Annotated in this window: 15 protein-coding genes and 2 pseudogenes; 6 read left to right on the top strand and 11 right to left on the bottom strand. The window is 61.7% G+C overall.

Annotated elements, in window-relative coordinates:
• Nucleotides 1-177: 177 nt before the first annotated feature.
• Complete coding sequence (locus QMG80_RS21640; protein ID WP_158658680.1) at nt 178-513, bottom strand: transposase; 336 nt, start codon at nt 511-513, stop codon at nt 178-180.
• Between the two features lie 1,686 nt (nt 514-2,199).
• On the opposite strand from QMG80_RS21640, the gene QMG80_RS01935 reads away from it, so the two are divergent.
• A complete protein-coding gene (locus tag QMG80_RS01935; RefSeq protein WP_158658679.1) occupies nt 2,200-2,712 on the top strand; it encodes a Tn3 family transposase in 513 nt (170 codons plus the stop codon).
• Nucleotides 2,713-2,756: 44 nt separating this feature from the next.
• Nucleotides 2,757-3,524: pseudogene (locus QMG80_RS21635) on the top strand (Tn3 family transposase); the annotation flags it as partial.
• 17 nt (nt 3,525-3,541) lie between these two features.
• Here the strand turns inward: QMG80_RS21635 and QMG80_RS01920 are convergent.
• The 10 genes and pseudogenes from QMG80_RS01920 to QMG80_RS01875 form a co-directional block, all read right to left on the bottom strand.
• Nucleotides 3,542-4,604: pseudogene (locus QMG80_RS01920) on the bottom strand (IS630 family transposase).
• A 105-nt stretch (nt 4,605-4,709) separates the two neighbouring features.
• A complete protein-coding gene (locus QMG80_RS01915; protein ID WP_085771281.1) occupies nt 4,710-5,048 on the bottom strand; it encodes a hydrogenase maturation nickel metallochaperone HypA/HybF in 339 nt (112 codons plus the stop codon).
• A gap of 221 nt (nt 5,049-5,269) precedes the next feature.
• Entirely contained in the window at nt 5,270-5,548 is a 279-nt protein-coding gene (locus tag QMG80_RS01910) for a HypC/HybG/HupF family hydrogenase formation chaperone (RefSeq protein ID WP_085771280.1), read from the bottom strand.
• A 128-nt stretch (nt 5,549-5,676) separates the two neighbouring features.
• Nucleotides 5,677-6,210: a hydrogenase maturation protease gene (locus tag QMG80_RS01905; protein WP_085771279.1), complete on the bottom strand. Its 534-nt coding sequence runs from the start codon at nt 6,208-6,210 to the stop codon at nt 5,677-5,679.
• Nucleotides 6,207-7,454, bottom strand: a complete 1,248-nt coding sequence (locus QMG80_RS01900) for a hypothetical protein (RefSeq protein WP_085771278.1) — start codon at nt 7,452-7,454, stop codon at nt 6,207-6,209. Before QMG80_RS01900 ends, QMG80_RS01905 begins: the two co-directional genes overlap by 4 nt.
• The gene (locus QMG80_RS01895) at nt 7,451-8,092 is read right to left on the bottom strand and encodes a DUF6084 family protein (RefSeq protein ID WP_085771277.1); all 642 of its coding nucleotides are present in this window, start codon (nt 8,090-8,092) and stop codon (nt 7,451-7,453) included. The genes QMG80_RS01900 and QMG80_RS01895 overlap by 4 nt, the downstream gene beginning before the upstream one ends.
• Nucleotides 8,085-8,726 carry a DUF5947 family protein gene (locus QMG80_RS01890; protein WP_085771276.1) on the bottom strand — a complete coding sequence of 214 codons (642 nt, stop codon included), beginning with the start codon at nt 8,724-8,726 and terminating at the stop codon, nt 8,085-8,087. The genes QMG80_RS01895 and QMG80_RS01890 overlap by 8 nt, the downstream gene beginning before the upstream one ends.
• A gap of 10 nt (nt 8,727-8,736) precedes the next feature.
• Nucleotides 8,737-9,282 (bottom strand): NifU-related iron-sulfur-binding protein, encoded by a 546-nt coding sequence (locus QMG80_RS01885; RefSeq protein WP_085771275.1) that lies wholly within the window; start codon nt 9,280-9,282, stop codon nt 8,737-8,739.
• Nucleotides 9,283-11,085 carry a nickel-dependent hydrogenase large subunit gene (locus QMG80_RS01880; RefSeq protein WP_085773613.1) on the bottom strand — a complete coding sequence of 601 codons (1,803 nt, stop codon included), beginning with the start codon at nt 11,083-11,085 and terminating at the stop codon, nt 9,283-9,285.
• Between the two features lie 10 nt (nt 11,086-11,095).
• On the bottom strand, nt 11,096-12,175 hold the full coding sequence (locus QMG80_RS01875) for an NADH-quinone oxidoreductase subunit B family protein (protein WP_085771274.1): 1,080 nt from the start codon (nt 12,173-12,175) through the stop codon (nt 11,096-11,098).
• Between the two features lie 348 nt (nt 12,176-12,523).
• Between QMG80_RS01875 and hypF the strand changes: the two genes are divergently transcribed.
• Genes hypF through hypE form a run of 4 tightly spaced genes read left to right on the top strand, consistent with a single transcriptional unit; the run spans nt 12,524 to nt 17,848 of the window.
• Nucleotides 12,524-14,938, top strand: a complete 2,415-nt coding sequence (gene hypF / locus QMG80_RS01870) for a carbamoyltransferase HypF (protein ID WP_085771273.1) — start codon at nt 12,524-12,526, stop codon at nt 14,936-14,938.
• A 20-nt stretch (nt 14,939-14,958) separates the two neighbouring features.
• The gene (locus tag QMG80_RS01865) at nt 14,959-15,651 is read left to right on the top strand and encodes a D-sedoheptulose-7-phosphate isomerase (RefSeq protein ID WP_085771272.1); all 693 of its coding nucleotides are present in this window, start codon (nt 14,959-14,961) and stop codon (nt 15,649-15,651) included.
• On the top strand, nt 15,648-16,778 hold the full coding sequence (gene hypD, locus QMG80_RS01860) for a hydrogenase formation protein HypD (protein WP_085771271.1): 1,131 nt from the start codon (nt 15,648-15,650) through the stop codon (nt 16,776-16,778). The genes QMG80_RS01865 and hypD overlap by 4 nt, the downstream gene beginning before the upstream one ends.
• On the top strand, nt 16,775-17,848 hold the full coding sequence (hypE, locus tag QMG80_RS01855) for a hydrogenase expression/formation protein HypE (protein ID WP_085771270.1): 1,074 nt from the start codon (nt 16,775-16,777) through the stop codon (nt 17,846-17,848). The genes hypD and hypE overlap by 4 nt, the downstream gene beginning before the upstream one ends.
• Nucleotides 17,849-17,857 lie beyond the last annotated feature (9 nt).

Genomic DNA, 17,857 nt, shown 5'->3' with positions numbered 1-17,857 from the left:
GCCGGCCGACAACAATCTCGCCGCCGCGCCTGCGGTATGCCGGTGTCGCAAAAATGTTTACTAAGGCGCACATGGAGGGGTTCGTCATACCTTGAGTCATGCTTCTCATCGTCATCGGAGGCGGGTTGTCGTGTTGAACGTAAATGGGGTTTTTCGTCGCTTTCCGTGGAGGTGAATTTATTGGATTGGCAGCATTCGCGCCCGCAACAATTCGAAGCCCGCGCGGCCGGACATGGCTCGCTTGAGTGTTTTCAATCGGTTGATTTCGCCTTCGGTCTGGCCGCTGCTCCACGGTTCGGCGATGGTGTTCCTGAGGGCGTCGATGTCGCGGCTCAACATCCGCGCGAACTGCTGTAGGGCGCGGATGCCGGAATGGCGCGCATCATCGAGCCAAGAGCTGAGCTCGCCGGGGTCGGCGCCCGCAGAAGGCCACGAAATCGTATAGCCAGTCTGCGCATAACGGCGAGGGATGGAGCGTGCGCTTGAATCGCACCAAAGACTGTCGGGAGCCATGTTGGCTTGAGAATATCCGATTCCGAGCTGAAAAAGCCATGAAACGTGACAATATCGGCTGACCATATTCTCACGTCTGATGGCTTGTCACGCCGCTTTGGCCGCAAGAATGGGCTGTGTCGCCGGTGCTGTTCGCGATTCGATCTAAAATGTTGAAAGATCGAATTTTTCAAATTAGCTGGCTTTGGCGGCCGATATTGTCGAATTGACTGGATATTCTCAAAGACTGGCTTTCCGTTAATTCGCTGAATTTCTTCACGTCAAATTCTCAAGCCAAAAGGGTCTTCGTCACTTTCCGTGCAGCCAAAAACCATTTGAGACCCCTAACATCATGAAAACACAGCAGGCTTTAGCGTGATGCCTCCTAGAAAAATGTTTCGCGCAAAAATGATGGGACGGATCGGAATTACTGCGTGTTTTCAATGCTCTTCTCGCCGTGAAACGTCGTAGCTGCACGGAAAGTGACGAAGACCCAGCCAAAATGGCTCCTGACAACGACATCTCGATCCCCCTTAGCCAGGATTCGATGGCTGGAGTCCCATCCGCATGCCACCATCTTCTCAATTGCCGTCTTTCATACGGCCAGGCCGTCGAGCAAAGCGCCGCCGGCACACAGGATGGCGGACGACGAGAGAATTAAGACTATCGCAGCTCGCGCGAACCCGAAGCGCGAGAGCGCGCGTGTCGAGGCGGCAAAGTGGGGTGGGGAGGAGCGGACTCGATTGAACAATAGCCTCGCGGCGGAGTTTGACCCTGAGCGGAAATCGCTCCTCTGGCGCTAAAGCATTAATGTCCATTTATTTTTCGGGCAGTTTGAACGTGGCGCCGAGCGCGATTCGGCGCAAGAAGTTGATGAGCACCGCACGGCAACCGCTCAAGCAGTCGAGGCGGATAAAAAGCTAAAGCGCCCGCAAGACCGAACCGCCGCCGAGGGGCGGCGGCCGGAAAGGTTAGGCGAGCACGCGGCGGCGCGCTCAGGCGCGGCGGGTGCGGGCATAGAGGCCGGCGAGCGCCAGCGCGGCGAGACCCGCGACGCCAGCGCCCGGAACCGGGCCGGGGGCGGCCCCGAGATACGGAAACGACGCCGCGACGCTTTCGCGAATTTATGGACTTTGCCGCGCTTTGCGCCTTCAGCGGCCCCTTCCGGGATCGCGCCGCCGCCCTTTTGGGGCGGCGGCCGGAAGCGTTGGGGCGACGCGCTCAGTCGCGGCGCACGCGGGCGTAGAGGCCGGCGAGCGCCAGAGCCGCGAGACCTGCGCGCCGGCCAACAATCCCCTTAAGTCTGCCTAATTTCCGTGCGGCTAGAATGACAAGGTGAAGGTCTGCACATAGCCCGAGCGCACTTCTCGTAGAGAAACTTGAGATAACTTCCGCGCCGCGCACCCCGCAGCGGGATGCGAGCCCCGGGAAGGAAACCAGCACGAATCTGCTTTCGCCCACGGGCGTTGTTTGTTCGCATCAGGACATCACGGCCTCGGACTTTATGCGGCGCGGCCGAAGCAACTCCCGCAACGTCCTTCGACGGCGTTTCTGAAAGCGACATGGCGCAAGCTCGTTGGAAGAGGCCCCACATTCGATTATCGAGCTTATGAGGTCGCGGTCATGATGACGTTACGCGACGGCTTGCGGTCCGGAGACATTTGGGTCGAAGGCAGCTGCGCCTTCCGCGCCTTCGGCGATTTTCTGTTGCCGCCCGAGGCCTTTGTCGCACGGCGACAAGAAAGCGAATTGGGGCTGGCTGTCCCTGATTGCTTCGGGGACCGGCGCACCGAGCGAACGGTCTTACTCGAGGCGCGGCTTAATGAAATCGATACGCTCGCGTCAGCTGGCAAGCTTGTCGAGGCGGCGATCACTGCAGAAGGGCTATCAATCAGCCCCATTCGCAAAAACGAAAACGAAGAAGTAGACGATGTTGCGCGGCGGCTCTACAGCATGCTGCCCCGCCTGCGGATTACCGAGCTCCTCGCCGAAGTCAATGGCTGGACGCGCTGCGCCGGGCGCTTCGGTCATCTTCGAACCGGCGCGCCGCCCGACGAAAGCATCGGACTGATGACAGCGCTGCTCGCCGACGCGACCAATCTCGGCCTCGCCCGAATGGCGCGAAGCTCGAAGATATTCAGCCATTCGAGATTGCTCTGGATCGCGGAATGGCATGTACGCGACGAAACCTATCAGGCGGCGCTGGCATGCCTGACCTGACCGAAGCAATACACGCGCAGCCCTTCACAAGGGTCTGGGGTGACGGCGGCGCGTCATCGTCGGATGGACAGTTTTTCAAGGCAGGCGGCCATGGCGAAGCCCGCGCCGATTACAACGCCAATATGGCTCGGAGCGGGCGTCAAGTTTTATACGCATATCTCAGATCGCTATGCGCCGTTTCACACCAAGGTCATCGCCGCCAACGCCAGTGAGGCCGCGCATATTCTGGATGGCCTGCTTCACCACGAATGCTCTCTGGACATTCGGGAGCACTATACGGACACGGCGAGCGCCGTCGAGCACGTGTTCGGTCTCTGCCATCTCACGGGATTTAGATTCGCGCCGCGCATTCGCGATCTTGCTGACCGCCGCCTCTATATCGCTGATGCTCGCGCGACATATCAATCGCTTGAATCGATGATCGGCGGCGCCATCGACTTCCGCATCATTGGTGAAAATTGGGATGAGACGTTGCGCCTTGCCGCGTCGGTGAAAGCTGGAACGGTTGCGCCGTCGATCCTGATGCGCCGGCTCGCCGCCTACCCTAAACAGAATGCGCTTGCGAAGACGCTTCGGGAGACAGGACGGCTCGAACGCACCCTCTTCACCCTCGACTGGATCAGCGATCCGGCTCTGAGGCGGCGGACGAACGCGGGTCTCAACAAGGGTGAGGCGCGCAACGCCCTCGCCAGAGCGGTATTCTTTCACCGCCTGGCGAAATCCGCGACTGCACTTTCGAAAATCAACGATATCGAGCCTCTGGCCTCAATCTCGTCGTCTCGGCCGTCATCCTTTGGAATACGGTCTACCTAATACCACCTCGCGGTGATTAGAACCGATAGGCCCAATCGCGCAGGCCGATGGACATGATGCGCCAGGGTTGATCGGTGAGTTCGTTCCAGGCGTCGCAACAGTGAGCCACGATGTCGTCATAGCATTTGAAGACACGGTTGGAGAGGTAGTTGTCGCGCATGAACTGCCAGACGTTTTCGGTCGGGTTGAGCTCTGGGCATTTCGCGGGCAGCGGCAGGATGGTGATGTTGCCGGGCACGTCGAGCTTGTCGGTCATGTGCCATCCGGCCTGATCGAGCATCAGCACGGCATGAGCGTCGGGCGCGACGTGCTTGGAGATTTCAGCAAGATGCAGGCTCATCGCATAGGTGTCGCATTTGGGAAGGATGAGCGCGGCGCCCTTGCCGTCCCTGGGCGGATCGCGCCGAAGGTGTATGTCGAGGCCGTGCGCTAATCCTTGGGGGCGGATGGTCGCGAGCCGCGCTTCGCCCAGCGCCGCGTGATCTTGTTCTTTTGACCGATGCGCGCCTCGTCGGAAAACCAAATCTCTAGGTCACACGCCGGGACGCCTTGCTCGCGGGCGATCTCCTCCAGGCGGTCCGGGAAGCTTTTTTAAAATCCTCGATCGCACCGGCGGCCTGCGCATGGTGACGGGGACGCGCGGAGAGCTTGCGATAGCCCATCTTGCGCAGCTCGCGGCTCACCGTCGTCTCGGAGATGCTGAGGCGGAACGTCTCGAACGGCCATTGGCAGAGGTCGATGATGCGCCAGCGCACGACGCCGTGGATCGCTGGCGTCGGACCTTCCTCGACGATGCGCGCCAAAGCGGCGCGCTGCTCGTCATTGAGCAACGAGGGCTGCCCCGGAGCCATGCGATCCACGAGACCTTCCGGCCCATGCGCGTTGAAGCGCAGCACCCAGTCGCGAACGACCTGCAGCGTCACCCCGCCGATCTCGGCCGCCTCGCTGCGCGCCGCGCCGTCATAGACCGCCGCCAGCGCCAGGAGACGACGCGCCTGCGGCCCGTCTTTCGAGCGTTTGGCCAGGCCCCGAAGAGCCTTCGCGTCGAAGTCTTTCCGCAACCCAATTGCAGCCGCCATGACGAACCTCCGTCGGTTCGCCATCTCGAATCACAAATTGACCGATTCGGGAATCGGCCCCCCGGTGAGTCTGTCTCGGCGCGGGTTGGTATAAGCCGAGGAATTCTAATCACATTCGAAGAGCTCGATGCTTTTTACATTTAGCTCGCGACCGTGCAGATAAACTAAACAAGTCGCGCCGCAGGCGCAGGTCGCCAGCTCCGAAGAGACGTCGAATTCCGCTGCGCAGGATTCACACCGCGCCAAACCGGAAATCTTGCGAAGATCGAGCTCTGCCCCATCGAGGAGCGTGCCTTGTGCGGCGAGATCGAAGCAAAAGGACAAAGCCTCGGGCAGGACGCCAGAAAATTCGCCGACTTCGATCGTCACGCGCCGGACTCGCCGGCCTCGGGCCGCTTGCTCGGCCAGCTCTATGGCGGCCTGCGCAATGGCGAGCTCATGCATCGGAGTGTTCCTGGTGAAATCTGCAGCGCCGCTTGGCCCGTCACTTTTGGATTTCTTGATCTAGCGTGATTTCTATCGCTCGAACGACGCCGTTCGAGCCGAAAGCGCGCTAGATCAAGCTGAGCTCAGGGAAATCGCCTGAACGCAGAAAACGTGATCGACCCTAAAGTTTAGAGCCCGCATTGTGCTAAAAACCGGTTTCCACTTTTTAGCAGCGCGCGCTAGCTCTGCATCGCCCTCAAGTTCTCCATCTCGGCCTGCATCTCTCCGAGCTGGGCCAAGATCTTCAGCGTGTCCGCCGCTTGCGCATCGTCGATCCGGCTCATCGCGAAGCCCACGTGCACGAGAACCCATTGGCCGACGCAGGAATCGATCGAATGCTCGTCGTCGACGACGCAGGCGACGTTGATTTGACGTCGCACGCCGCAGATGTCGACGGTCGCGAGCCATTCGTCGTGGTCGTCGATCCGAATGATTCGGCCGGGGATCCCGAGGCACATTGATTAGCTCCTTCGCCCGTGCGCTCACATCGACATGATCTTGAGATAGCGAATCAGGTCGCGCAGGTTGAAGAGAATCAATCCGAGGACGATCAGGCCGAGGATAATCAGGACGATCTCTGTTGCGCTCATGACAAGCTCCTATCGCTTAGCGCGGGGTCTTTGCCGATCTCGTCGTGAAGAAGCGAGGAGACCAGTCTTTCGATGAGCTCGACGCTTGGTTCCACGGCGCCAGCCACGACGTCGCTCAACCCCATCGCTCCGTCTTCGCCGCCAAGATCGAAGGGCTCGCAAACGACGAAGAAGATACGTTTGCAACTGGCTCCGAGCGTCGTGGCGAGACTCAGAACCTTCTCCGGGTCGAGGCCGTGCGCGGAGTCGAACACGACGGGCGATGCATCCGCGCGCGACGGCGAGATCTCGGTCTCTAGCAGCGAGACTGTCCCAGGCTTTTCCCCGCGCGCAGCGGCGTCAGCGACGATCACACAGTCGTAGTCGTCGGAAAGGGCATAGGCGAGATCTAGTCCTCTGATGCCGAAATCGACGACGTCGATGGCGGGAGGAAGTCTACGCTCGCGCAGCAAGCGCCCCACGACCTCGACGCCAAAGGCGTCGTCGCCGCAAAAGATGTTCCCGACGCCGGCGACCAGGATGCAGCTCACGGCGCGCCTCCCGGCTCCAGCAAAGTGACCTCCTCAAGCGAGAAGAAGAAGCGGTGGCCTGGAAATCCTCGTAAACCCAGTTCGTTGCCGGGATCCTCAGGCAGCGTCACGGCGACATGCACTCGATCTTCAAAATCGGTCTCGATCGCCTGCACCACGCCTATGCGCCCTTTGAGCGCGATGTCGAAAATATCGCTGCGCTTCGTCGGATTGAGGAGCACGCGCGCACCGATCTCTAATCGAATCGCGTCCCGAGCAGCCTCCGGAGGGCGGAAGGCCCCATGCATATCGTCGAACGCCTCGCGCGTTAACGCCTCGCAACGTTGGAGAATTTCACGGGTGCGCGAATCCGTCGCCGCCATTTCCCGCTTTTCTTCCGCCGTCAGGGTTAGCACGCGCAGAGCGAGCATCTCATCGATCTCGGTCGAGTCGAAGAACTGGCCCCTGCTTTCCGGCGCGATTTTCGGATGGTCGTAAAGAATGATTGGCGACGCCAGTATGATGTCTCGTTCGCCGGGCGCGCCCGCGAGCACGGGCCAAAGCCCGCTCTGTTTGCAGGCTGCTGCTACGTCGGCCAGCTCCTCCGGCGGTTCTAGAAGCGAAACGAATTCAGCGCCTCGCGCAACGAGGACAAGGTGTGTCGAAAGAAGCGCGGCCCGCAGCGCATCGGCGCGCGAGTAGGCTTCCGCAAGTGGTGTCGTGTTGCGGAGGCTGACGCAAAGTCGATAGAGGCCCTCCGGCAAGGCTTCCGCGCGCGCTTCGAGCGCGCAGTTGAGGGTTTCGCAGCTCCGCGTCACGGCGCCGATGGTCTTTCCAGACTCTACATGCAGCTCCTGGGTCGTCTGCTGCGCTGGGAAGCGGAAGCTTTCTTTGCAAGGCGCGCGGATAAGTTCGCGTAATGGCAGATTGCCGAGCGTCGTCTCGCGCAGCACGGCCTCGTCCCAGGTGAGATGGAGCTTTCCATCGATATCGAGCGATGGCGTCGGCTCGCCCTCGGATCCGAAGACTTGACGACGCTGGGTGTGGAGAAACCGAACGAAGATATCGACTGCGGCGCTTTCTCCTCCTTCGAGCAGGATTTCCGTCTCGGCGCGAGATGGTTCTCCCGCAACATTTTCGGGAAATAGGCCTCCGAAAGTCCAGCGCTGTTGATTCTTGATCGCCGTTGGACGATAGGGATAAAGGATATATCCCTCAAAAAGCACAGCGTCGGCGACGCCCATTGCGCGCTCCAGCCCCTTCATGTCTCGGCCTCCGCGGTGTCCAGCAAGGTGGCGAGCGCCTCCTCAAAGCCGAGCAAGCCACGGCGACGCTTGAAGCGATAGAGCCGGTCGAAGGCTTCCGCATCGAGACGGAGCAGGACGCCGTTCGGATAGTGCATTTCCATCGCTTCCCGCCAAAGTTCGACGGGCATTCGATAATTTGCCTCCGTCGACCAGGAGATCTGCTCGATCTGCAGTGACCCCGGCTCGTCCTTGAAGAAAAGTGAGCCGCTGAAAAGGAAGGTGAGAGGAATCTCGCCGTCCGTCACGCCATAAAAATATTTCGCGCTCGCGACGCAGAAGTCATAGGTGCAAGGCGCGGCAAGCCGGACAGTCGTTTCACCCTCGAAACGCGGAACCACGATGCTGACCTGCGCCCACAAGAGGCTGCGCAAGGTCTCGCTCCACCGCTCCGGCGCTCCAAATAGCTCGCCGAGCCTTTCACGCTCTACGGCGCTGTAGGCGCGCCGCGTCGCGTCGATGCGGATCTGACAATTCAGCATGATGCTGTCGACGCGTCGCTGTAGCTCCGTTTCGACTCGTAGAAAAAAGATCAGAAGGGGTGAAACCGAAAAGCGTTCGGCTTCTGCGCCCTCGATTTTGAAGCGCAAATCAACCATGGATCGCGCTCCGTTGCCGATCAGAAACAGGCGGCGCGTCGAGCGTCGCAAAAAACCGCTCGATCGACCCCCACACCTCCGAGCCGCCGGACAATCCTTTCCACTCGGAGCGGATGATGCCGACGAGCGCGTAGCAGCGGTCAATGGATACGCGATAATATCGGCGGGAGCCCTTCGTGCGATTGATGAGCAATGCCTCTACGTCAGGGCTGAACTCGCCGAGCCGCGGATTCGCCTCCATGAGTCGCGCCCAAGCGTCACGGCTCAACGCCGAAGTCATTGCTCCCGCGGGGCCAGGATAAAGCGCGACCGGCCCGCCATCCGCCGTGCTTTGATAGAAGAAGACGAGATCAATCGGCAGCTGGAGCCCCTCCCAAACCCCGTCGCTCAACTCGAAGTCGCTTAAATGCTCCGTGTCGGGGCGGAGCCGCCGGAAGCCGGCGCTTTCGCCCAGTGCGCGCACGCAGGCCTCGCAAGCGCAGCGCAGCTGCCGGTGGGCGACGTCCAGAAGATGCGCATGCTCGGCCATGACCGGCGCGCCGCATAGCTCGCAACGATCGCTTTCGCGCTCGGGCGCGGCAGTCGCGAAGCGCTGCAGTTTCGCCGCCCAATTGCCCCGTGCGCGCTCGCCCATCGGTCCTCCTCTATGGCTGCGCCATGACCGTCGAGGCTGGCGAACGCGCGTCAGTCGATCCCGCGTCGGCCTCTTCCAGTGAAATGAGGTCGAGATCCGGGGCGGCGTCAGTCAGCACGCTCTCGATTTCGCGTAGGATACCGCTCCGCTCCGTCTCTCCCGCAGCGTCGTCCCAATGAACTTTGGCTTTCGCCGCGCCGCGCTCAACCGCCAAGAGTTCGACGCGAAAGCCGCGCACGCCCCAATGCGGGCGCATCGAGAAGAGCTTCTTCTGCAGACGCGTTTCCGGATCTTCTGGATGCAGACCGTGAAGAAGAAGGACGGCGGCGACGTAATCGTCCTCGACGAAGCGTTGCGCCAAATCGTCGCCCGCAGCGCCGCTTTGCGCCAGGATCAGAGCTCTCACGAGGGCCAGGCCATGGAGATCCATCACGGCGCTGAGCAGATTCCGCGCCACAACTGCGGTCTCGTTGTCGCCGGTCCTCTCCAGCCTTTCCCTGGCCTCGTCAACGCGCTCTAGGCAACGTCTCAGCGCATGCGATCGCTCGCGAACCATTCAGCGCGCTCCCCGCGAGACGCCGAACATCGGCGAGTGCACCTTCTCGAGGGTCCTTCCGCCGCCGACATACATGTGGACGCCGCAGGGCAGGCACGGGTCGAAGCTTCGCACCGCGCGCATGATGTCGATCCCCTTGAAGGAATCGCGACCATTCTCTTCAAAGATCGGCGTGTTCTGCACGGCGTCTTCATAAGGACCCGGCGTGCCGTAAATGTCGCGCGGCGTCGCGTTCCACGGCGTCGGCGGGTAGGGATGATAGTTCGCGATCTTGCCGCCGCGAATGACGAGATGATGCGAGAGCACGCCGCGCACGGCCTCGTGAAAGCCGCAGCCGATCGCCTCGTCCGGCACCTTGAAGTCGGTCCATGTCCGGGTGCGACCGGCCTGCACTTCCGCAAGCGCCTTTTCGACGAAGTAATAGGCGATCGCGGCGCAATAGGCCTGGAAGTAGGTCCGCGCGCGGTCGCGCTCGATGGCGTTGCTCCACTGTGGGATGCGCCACTCGAATTCCTTCTCGCCCTTCAAGGCGGTCTTAGGCAGATAGATCTTGACGCTGCGCCCCGTCGCTTTGACGTAGCCGACGTCGACGAGACCGGCGAGCGCCGTGCTCCACAGACGCGCGATGGCGCCGCCGCCTGTGTCGAGCGCGAGATGATCGCCCGTGCGCTTGTCGAGCCAGCGCGGACACATGACCCATGAATATTTGCCGCCGAAGTCCCGCCTTTGAGGGCGCGGCATCGTTGTCTGGTTCCAGGGGTGCCGCTGATCGACCGGATTGCCCAAGGGGTCTTGCTTGACGAAGGTCTCGCTGTTCTCCCAATCCTCGTAATAGCTGTGGCCGAGTAGAATGCGTATCTGCAAGTTGATGTCGACGAGATCCGTCGTGACGAGCTTATCGTCGACGATGACGCCGGGCGTCACGAACATCGCGCGGCCCCAGTCAGTCATTGTCTTGTAGTCGTAATCGCATTTGTCCGGATCTTGGAACGCCCCCCAGCAGCCCAGCAATATGCGTCGGCGTCCGACTTCCTCATAGCCTGGCAGCGCTTCGTAGAAGAAGTCGAAGAGGTCGTCGTGCAGCGGCACGCATTTCTTCATGAACTCGGCGTATTTGACGAGGCGCACGAGATAGTCGGTGAAGAGCTGAACCGTCGGCGTCGTGCCGACGCCGCCGGGGTAGAGCGTGGAAGGATGAACGTGGCGTCCTTCCATTAGCGAAAACATTTCGCGCGTGTAGCGGCTTACATGCAGGGTCTCACGGTAGAACTCGCCGGTGAATGGATTGAGCGCCGTCATGATATCGGCGATCGTGCGATAGCCGTGGTCGGAGGCGTGCGGCGCCGGCGTTCTTTGCGCCTTTTCCCAGACACTCGGATTGGTCTCCTTGACCATTTGCTCGCAAAAATCCACGCCGACCAGATTGTCCTGAAAGATGTTGTGATCGAACATATATTCGGCGGCCTCGCCAAGGTTGATAATCCACTCCGCGAGCGGCGGAGGCTTCACGCCATAGGCCATGTTCTGCGCGTATACCGAGCAGGTTGCGTGATTATCTCCGCAAATGCCGCAGATGCGGCTCGTGATAAAATGCGCGTCGCGCGGATCCTTGCCTTTCATGAAAATGCTGTAGCCGCGGAAGATCGACGACGTGCTGTGGCATTCGGCGATGCGACGATTGTCGAAGTCGATTTTGGTGAAGATGCCGAGGCTGCCGACGATACGGGTGATCGGATCCCAGTTCATCTCCACGAGGTTGGGCGTGGAGCTTCCGCCCCGCGCGGCTTCTGCTATCTGATCCATGATCATTCCCCTAAAGCGGATAAGTCGCTTGCGGTTTCTCGGGATTGTAGCCAGTCGTGCGCTGCGGCCGGTTGTGGCGCCACTTCGGCTCTTTGTTCAGCGTGCTGTTCGTGAGCCGACGCAGATTGCGGATCAAAGCTCCGTAGGGCTGAATGAGCGTCGAGGAGATGCGCGCGCCCGGCGGCTCGTCCATGAACGGCATGAGCTTGTCCGGAAAGCCTGGCATTGTGCAGCCGATGCAGATGCCGCCAACATTGGGGCAACCGCCGACGCCGCCGATCCAACCCCGTTTCGGCACGTTGCACTGTACTACGGGGCCCCAGCATCCGATCTTCACGAGACATTTCCGAGACCCATATTCGGTCGCGAAGTTGGATTGCTCATAAAAGGCTGCGCGATCGCACCCCTCATGCACCGTCATCCCGAAGAGCCATTTGGGACGAAGCGCGTGATCGAGCGGGATCATCGGCGCGGCGCCGGCGAGCTGACGCAGGAGATAGAGCAGCGTCTCCATGAAATTATCAGGCTGCACCGGACAGCCGGGCACGTTCACGATCGGCAGACCCGCTTTCGACTTCCACTCCCACCCAAGATAATCGGCGAGGCCCATGCAGCCGGTGGGATTGCCTTTCATCGCGTGAATGCCGCCAAAGGTGGCGCAAGTGCCGGCGGCGACGATTCCCAGCGCCTTCGGCGCAAGACGGTCGATCCACTCGTTCGTCGTGATGGGTTGCTGCGTCTCGGGGTCAGTGCCCATCGCGGCCCAGTAGCCATCCCCGCTGAGCTGCTCGTTGGGGATCGACCCTTCGACGACAAGGACGAAATTCTCAATCTCTCCGCGGTCGGCCTTGTGAAATGGATCTAAAAACTCCTCGCCAACTTCATAGGCGAGCACGGGATTGTGGAGATGCACCTTGGGAAGCCCCGGCACCGCGCCGAGTAGAACGTCTTCGATGCTGGGCTGGCTTGCGGCCGTGATCGACACGGTGTCGCCGTCGCATCCGAGACCTGCCGTGATCCAGAGGATATGAACTTCGTCGATCTTCGGGGCGGATTGGGTTTTACGACCATAGGGGATGGCGTCGAGCATAGCAAAGACCCTTCCTATGCTTGCCGAACTAAACGATACCCACCAAACTCTGCGGAAAGGGATAAGTTCCATGGGACAGCGACGAATTCGTACGACGTAAAGCCTATCACAATGCACCGCTTCAGGCCGGCGCACGTCGGTCACGCATGTATTAGCTCGGTGAAAGCAATAAGATATAGGTGGATACGTCGTGAGCTTTGCTCTTAAGGCGAACATCACAACGGGAATAGCCCTTGAACGAAGGCTAGCGAGCGTTAGCTGACCTTTTCACTGGGCTCGTCGAGGCAATTGCGATCGCCGGCGCCCTTTCGCTCGACTCGAAGGAGTCAGCAGCGGAGGATCGAATTCTTGCTATCGCTTGCCAGACCGTCGAGCGCTCAAGCCGACGCGCGTCATAATCTTCGATCGACGCGTTGCGAGACGGCGCTTGAAATCCGCGTGCGCGGCTGCGTGCAAGGCGTGGGATTCAGACCAAATACCTGGCGTCTCGCGCGGGAATGCGGTCTCGTCGGAGAAGTGCGCAATGACTCGCAAGGCGTGCTAATCCTCGCCGGCGGCCAACCGCGAGATTTAAAGAAGTTTCTCGCGCGCCTCGAACGCGACCAGCCGCCTCTCAGCCGCATTGATCGGATCGACTGCCGCGCGTTTGATGGGGACTTGCCAGAAGAGTTCCGCATCTCGGAAAGCGTGGCGAGCGAGGCGGATACGCAAGTCGCGCCGGATGCGGCTTTATGCGCGGCCTGCGCGGCGGAGATTGCCGACCCTGCGGCGAGACGCTTTCGCTATCCATTCACCAATTGCACGAATTGCGGACCGCGCCTCAGCATCGTGAGAGGAGTTCCCTACGACCGCGCCAGAACGACGATGTCGACCTTCGGCATGTGCGAAGAATGCGGGCAGGAATACCGCGATCCCGCGGACCGCCGCTTTCACGCCCAGCCGATCGCCTGTCCGGCCTGTGGCCCGCAACTCGCGCTCGAGCGGCTGGGGGTCGCAGCGGCGGCGCCTGTCCAGGCCAACGCGCTCGACGTGGTTTGCGATCTCCTGAACGAGGGCGCGATCCTCGCGATCAAGGGTCTCGGGGGCTATCAGCTCGCGTGCGACGCCAGGAATGGCGGCGCGGTAGAGTCCCTGCGTCGACATAAACATCGCGACGCAAAGCCATTCGCGCTCATGGCGCGCGATCTTGCTGTCGTTCACGACTATTGCCACATTAGCGATGCGGAGGCCGCGCTGTTGAGCGGCGCTTGCGCGCCCATCGTCCTCTTGCGTGCGAAGAATCCCAAGCGCCTGCCGGAAAGCGTCGCGCCGGGGTTGAACAGGCTGGGCTTCATGCTGCCCACGACGCCCCTGCATCGTCTGCTGCTGCAGGGCGCCGGCGGCCCTTTGGTCATGACGAGCGGCAACCTTTCCGATGAGCCGCAGATCATCGACGATCAGACAGCCCGAGAACGATTGAGCGGCGTCGCCGCCTATGCTCTGACGCACAACCGTGAGATCGCCAATCGCGTTGACGATTCGGTCGTCCGCATGATGTCTGGCGCCCCGCGGATTTTGCGTCGCGCGCGGGGATTCGCACCCGCGCCCATCGCGCTCCCGCCAGAATTCTCGAAGGCGCCGCCGCTTCTTGCTTTCGGCGGCCATCTCAAGGCGACCTTCTGCCTATTGAAGAGAGGCGAAGCGATTTTGTCCCAGCATCAGGGCGATCTCGAAGATGCGCTCACCTTCGAGGACTACCGCAAGAATCTCGCACTTTATGCCGCGCTCTTCGACCATGCGCCGCAAGCGCTCGTCGCGGATCTGCATCCCGACTATCTTTCATCCAGACTCGCGCGGTCCCGAAGCAGCGCGGCGCTGCCGCTGATTGAAGTCCAGCATCATCATGCGCATATCGCCGCTTGCCTTGCCGAGAACCTCTATTCGCTACGCGGCGCTCCGGTGCTCGGGCTTGTGCTTGACGGTCTGGGTTGGGGCGCCGACGGGGCGATCTGGGGCGGAGAGCTCATGCTCGCGGACTATCGAAACTATGTCCGTCTTGGAGCGCTAAAGCCGACGCCGATGCCGGGCGGGACGGCCGCGATCCGCGAACCCTGGCGTAACCTCTACGCTCATCTCGTCGCCGCGTTCGGGCGAGCCAGCCTTGCATCGAAGCTGCACGCGCTCGAGCTTGACGACTTTCTGCGCACGAAGCCCTGCGCGATGCTCGAAGCGATGCTCGCGCGCGGCGTCAATGCGCCGCTGGCATCCTCCTGCGGCAGGCTCTTCGACGCCTTCGCCGCGCTCCTCGGACTATGTCGTGACCGACAAGTCTATGAGGGGCAGGCGGGCGCTTATCTCGAGGCGGCTGCGGAGGAAGCTTCGCCCTCCGATGCGGAGTGCGGATATCCTTTCACACTGGGCGCGCCCCTATCAGATGATGTCCCCGCCTTTATCGATTCCGCCCCGATGTGGGCCGCGGCGTTGGAGGATCTGCGCGGCGAGACGCCACGCGCCATCATGGCGGCGCGCTTCCATAAGGGTTTGGCCGAGGCGCTGGTCGCGCTGACACAACGGCTGGCGCGGTCGGGCGCGGCGGACCGACGCTTCGACACGGTCGCGCTTTCCGGCGGTTGTCTGCAAAATTCGATCCTGCTCGAAGAGCTCACACGCCGGCTCGAGGGCTGCGGCTTCGTCGTGCTGACACACAGGCAGGTCCCCGCGAATGATGGCGGGCTAGCCTTAGGGCAAGCCGCGGTCGGCGCCGCGCGCCTGCTCGAGAGCTGAACGGCAAGGGGCGCGCATCAATGTCCAGCCAAAACCCTCTCGAAGCGCTTTATCCCTTCCTCTATGGCGCTTCTCTGCCGAGTCGCGATCTAGACGCGGCGCTGCTCAACTCCGTGACGGAGAAGGCAAAGGACTCGAGGGCGACGAGCGAGCGATTCTTCGAAGAGCAGGGGGCCGCGATCGTTGCGGCCGCGCGAGCCCTGGCGGAAATCTATCGCCACGGGGGGCGGCTCTTTGCGATGGGCAACGGCGGTTCGAGCTGCGACGCGGCGCATATCGCCGTGGAGTTCGTGCATCCGATCACCGCTGGGCGCCCCGCGCTTGCGGCCGTCAATCTCGTCGCCGACATCGCGACGATATCCGCCGTCGGCAACGATGTCGGCTTCGATCAGGCCTTTGCGCGCCAAGTCATTGCGCAGGGTCGCCCCGGCGACGGCCTCATGGGCGTCTCCACGAGCGGCAACTCGGGAAATCTCCTCGCCGCCTTCGCCGTGGCGAAAGACATGCGCATCACGACTTTCGGCCTTGCCGGCGGCGACGGGGGAAAGATGAAGTCGAGCGGGCTCGTTGATTACTGTCTCGTCGTTCCCTCCGCCTCGATCCACCGCGTCCAGGAATGCCATGTCGCCTGCTATCACATTCTCTGGGATCTGACGCACACGCTGCTGGCTGGCCATCGCGGCTCTGCGGCGAGAGAGGGGATCACGGAATGAAATACGTCGAAGAATTTCGCGACGGCGACACGGCCCGGGTGCTCGCCAAGGAGATCCAACGTATCGCCGAAGCGCTCGATCGTCCGGCTGATCGCCCGATCCACATCATGGAGGTCTGCGGAGGCCATACGCACTCGATCTTCCGCTACGGCCTCGAGGGCATGCTGCCAAAGAGCGTCGAGCTGGTGCACGGCCCGGGCTGTCCAGTCTGTGTGCTGCCGATGGGCCGCGTGGACGATTGTGTCTCGATCGCAGAGCGCGAAGGGGTGATTTTTACAACCTTCGGCGACGCGATGCGCGTTCCGGGCTCCAGGAAGAGCCTGCTGCAAGCGAAGGCCGATGGCGCCGACGTACGCATGGTCTATTCGCCGATGGACGCCCTGACGATCGCGCGGCGACATCCAGAGCGCGAGGTCGTGTTCTTCGGACTGGGGTTTGAAACTACGATGCCCTCGACGGCGCTGACGATTCTGCAGGCGGAGCGCCTCGGCGTGCAGAACTTCAGCGTCTTCTGCAATCACATCACGATCGTCCCGACGATCAAGGCGATCCTGGACAGTCCAGACATCAGGCTCGACGGCTTTCTCGGGCCAGGACACGTCTCGATGGTGATCGGCGTGAAGCCATACGAGTTCGTGGCAAGGTTCTACAAGAAGCCCATGGTTGTCGCGGGCTTCGAGCCCCTCGACATTCTTCAGTCGATCTGGATGGTGATGAAGCAGCTCGTCGAAGCGCGATGCGAGATCGAGAACCAATACGCCCGCGTCGCGCCTGAGCAGGGCAATGACGCCGCCTTGAGGGCTGTCGATCACGTCTATGAGCTGCGGGAATTCTTCGAGTGGCGCGGTCTTGGATCGATTGATCACTCGGGCGTGAGGTTGCGCGAGGAATATGCGCGGTTCGACGCGGAGCGCAAATTTGCCGTTCCCAATTTGAAAATCGCGGACCCCAAATCCTGCCAATGCGGCGAGGTGCTAAAGGGCGCGATCAAGCCGTGGCAGTGCAAGGTGTTTGGGACCGCCTGCACGCCGCATACGCCGCTGGGCGCGCTCATGGTCTCCTCCGAGGGGGCCTGCGCCGCCTACTACCAGTATGGGGTTTTCCCCAAGCGCGAGGCGGCGGAATGAGCGCCATCGTTCCGACTTTCGTCAACGCCCGCGCGCTCGGCGAGATCTTCGCGCCGACAGTGACGCTTGCGCATGGCGGCGGCGGCAAGGCGATGAAGAACCTCATCGACGACGTGTTCATCCGGGCCTTCACGACTGGCGCGCAGGGCCCGTTGGAGGATCAGGCCCGGATCGATCTCTGCGAGCTCGCCGCACGCGGCGACCGCCTCGCCTTCACCACCGATAGCTTCGTTGTCGATCCTTTGTTCTTCCCTGGCGGCGACATCGGCAAGCTCGCCGTATGCGGGACGGTCAACGATCTCGCGGTCGGCGGCGCCGTTCCCTTCTATCTGTCCTGCGCTGCGATCGTCGAGGAGGGGGTATCCGTGACGCTTCTGCGCGACGCCGCAACGTCCATGGCCGCGGCGGCGGCAGAGGCCGGCGTCAAAATCGTCACCGGCGACACGAAGGTCGTCCAACGTGGCGGCTGCGACAAGCTTTTCCTGACGACGACGGGAGTGGGCGTGATCCGCGTAGGCCTCAACCTCGGCGTCGAGAAGACGCAAGTCGGCGACGCCGTGCTTGTCAATGGCGTGCTCGGCGATCATGGCGCAACGATCCTCTGCGCGCGCGGGGACATGATGCTCGATGCGCCGATCGAGAGCGATTGCGCCTGCCTGCATGATATGATTGCGCGCCTGCTCGAAGCTGCGCCCGGCGTGCGCTTCATGCGCGACGCGACCCGCGGTGGCGTAGCCACCGTGCTCAACGAAATCGCTGAGGCTTCGAACATTGCGCTCGAAATCGAGGAGGCGGCGACGCCGATCCGTGCGGAGGTCAAGGGATTTTGCGAGATCCTCGGACTGGATCCACTCTATCTGGCGAACGAAGGAAAAATCGTCATTATCGCGCCTCCAGAGGAGGTCGAAGCGGCGCTCGGCGCGATGCGTCACCATCCGCTCGGACAAGACTCTTGCGTGATCGGCAGAGCGGTTGAGGGCGAGCCGGGGCGCGTCGTAATGCGCACAATATTGGGCGGTAGACGCATCGTCGACATGCTCGTCGGCGAGCAGCTGCCTCGGATCTGTTGAGGGCGTGGG

This window comes from Methylocystis bryophila (genome assembly GCF_027925445.1).
Lineage (GTDB): Bacteria > Pseudomonadota > Alphaproteobacteria > Rhizobiales > Beijerinckiaceae > Methylocystis > Methylocystis bryophila.
Note: the sequence above shows the minus strand (reverse complement) of the source record. Positions and strands in the feature narration are given on the sequence as shown.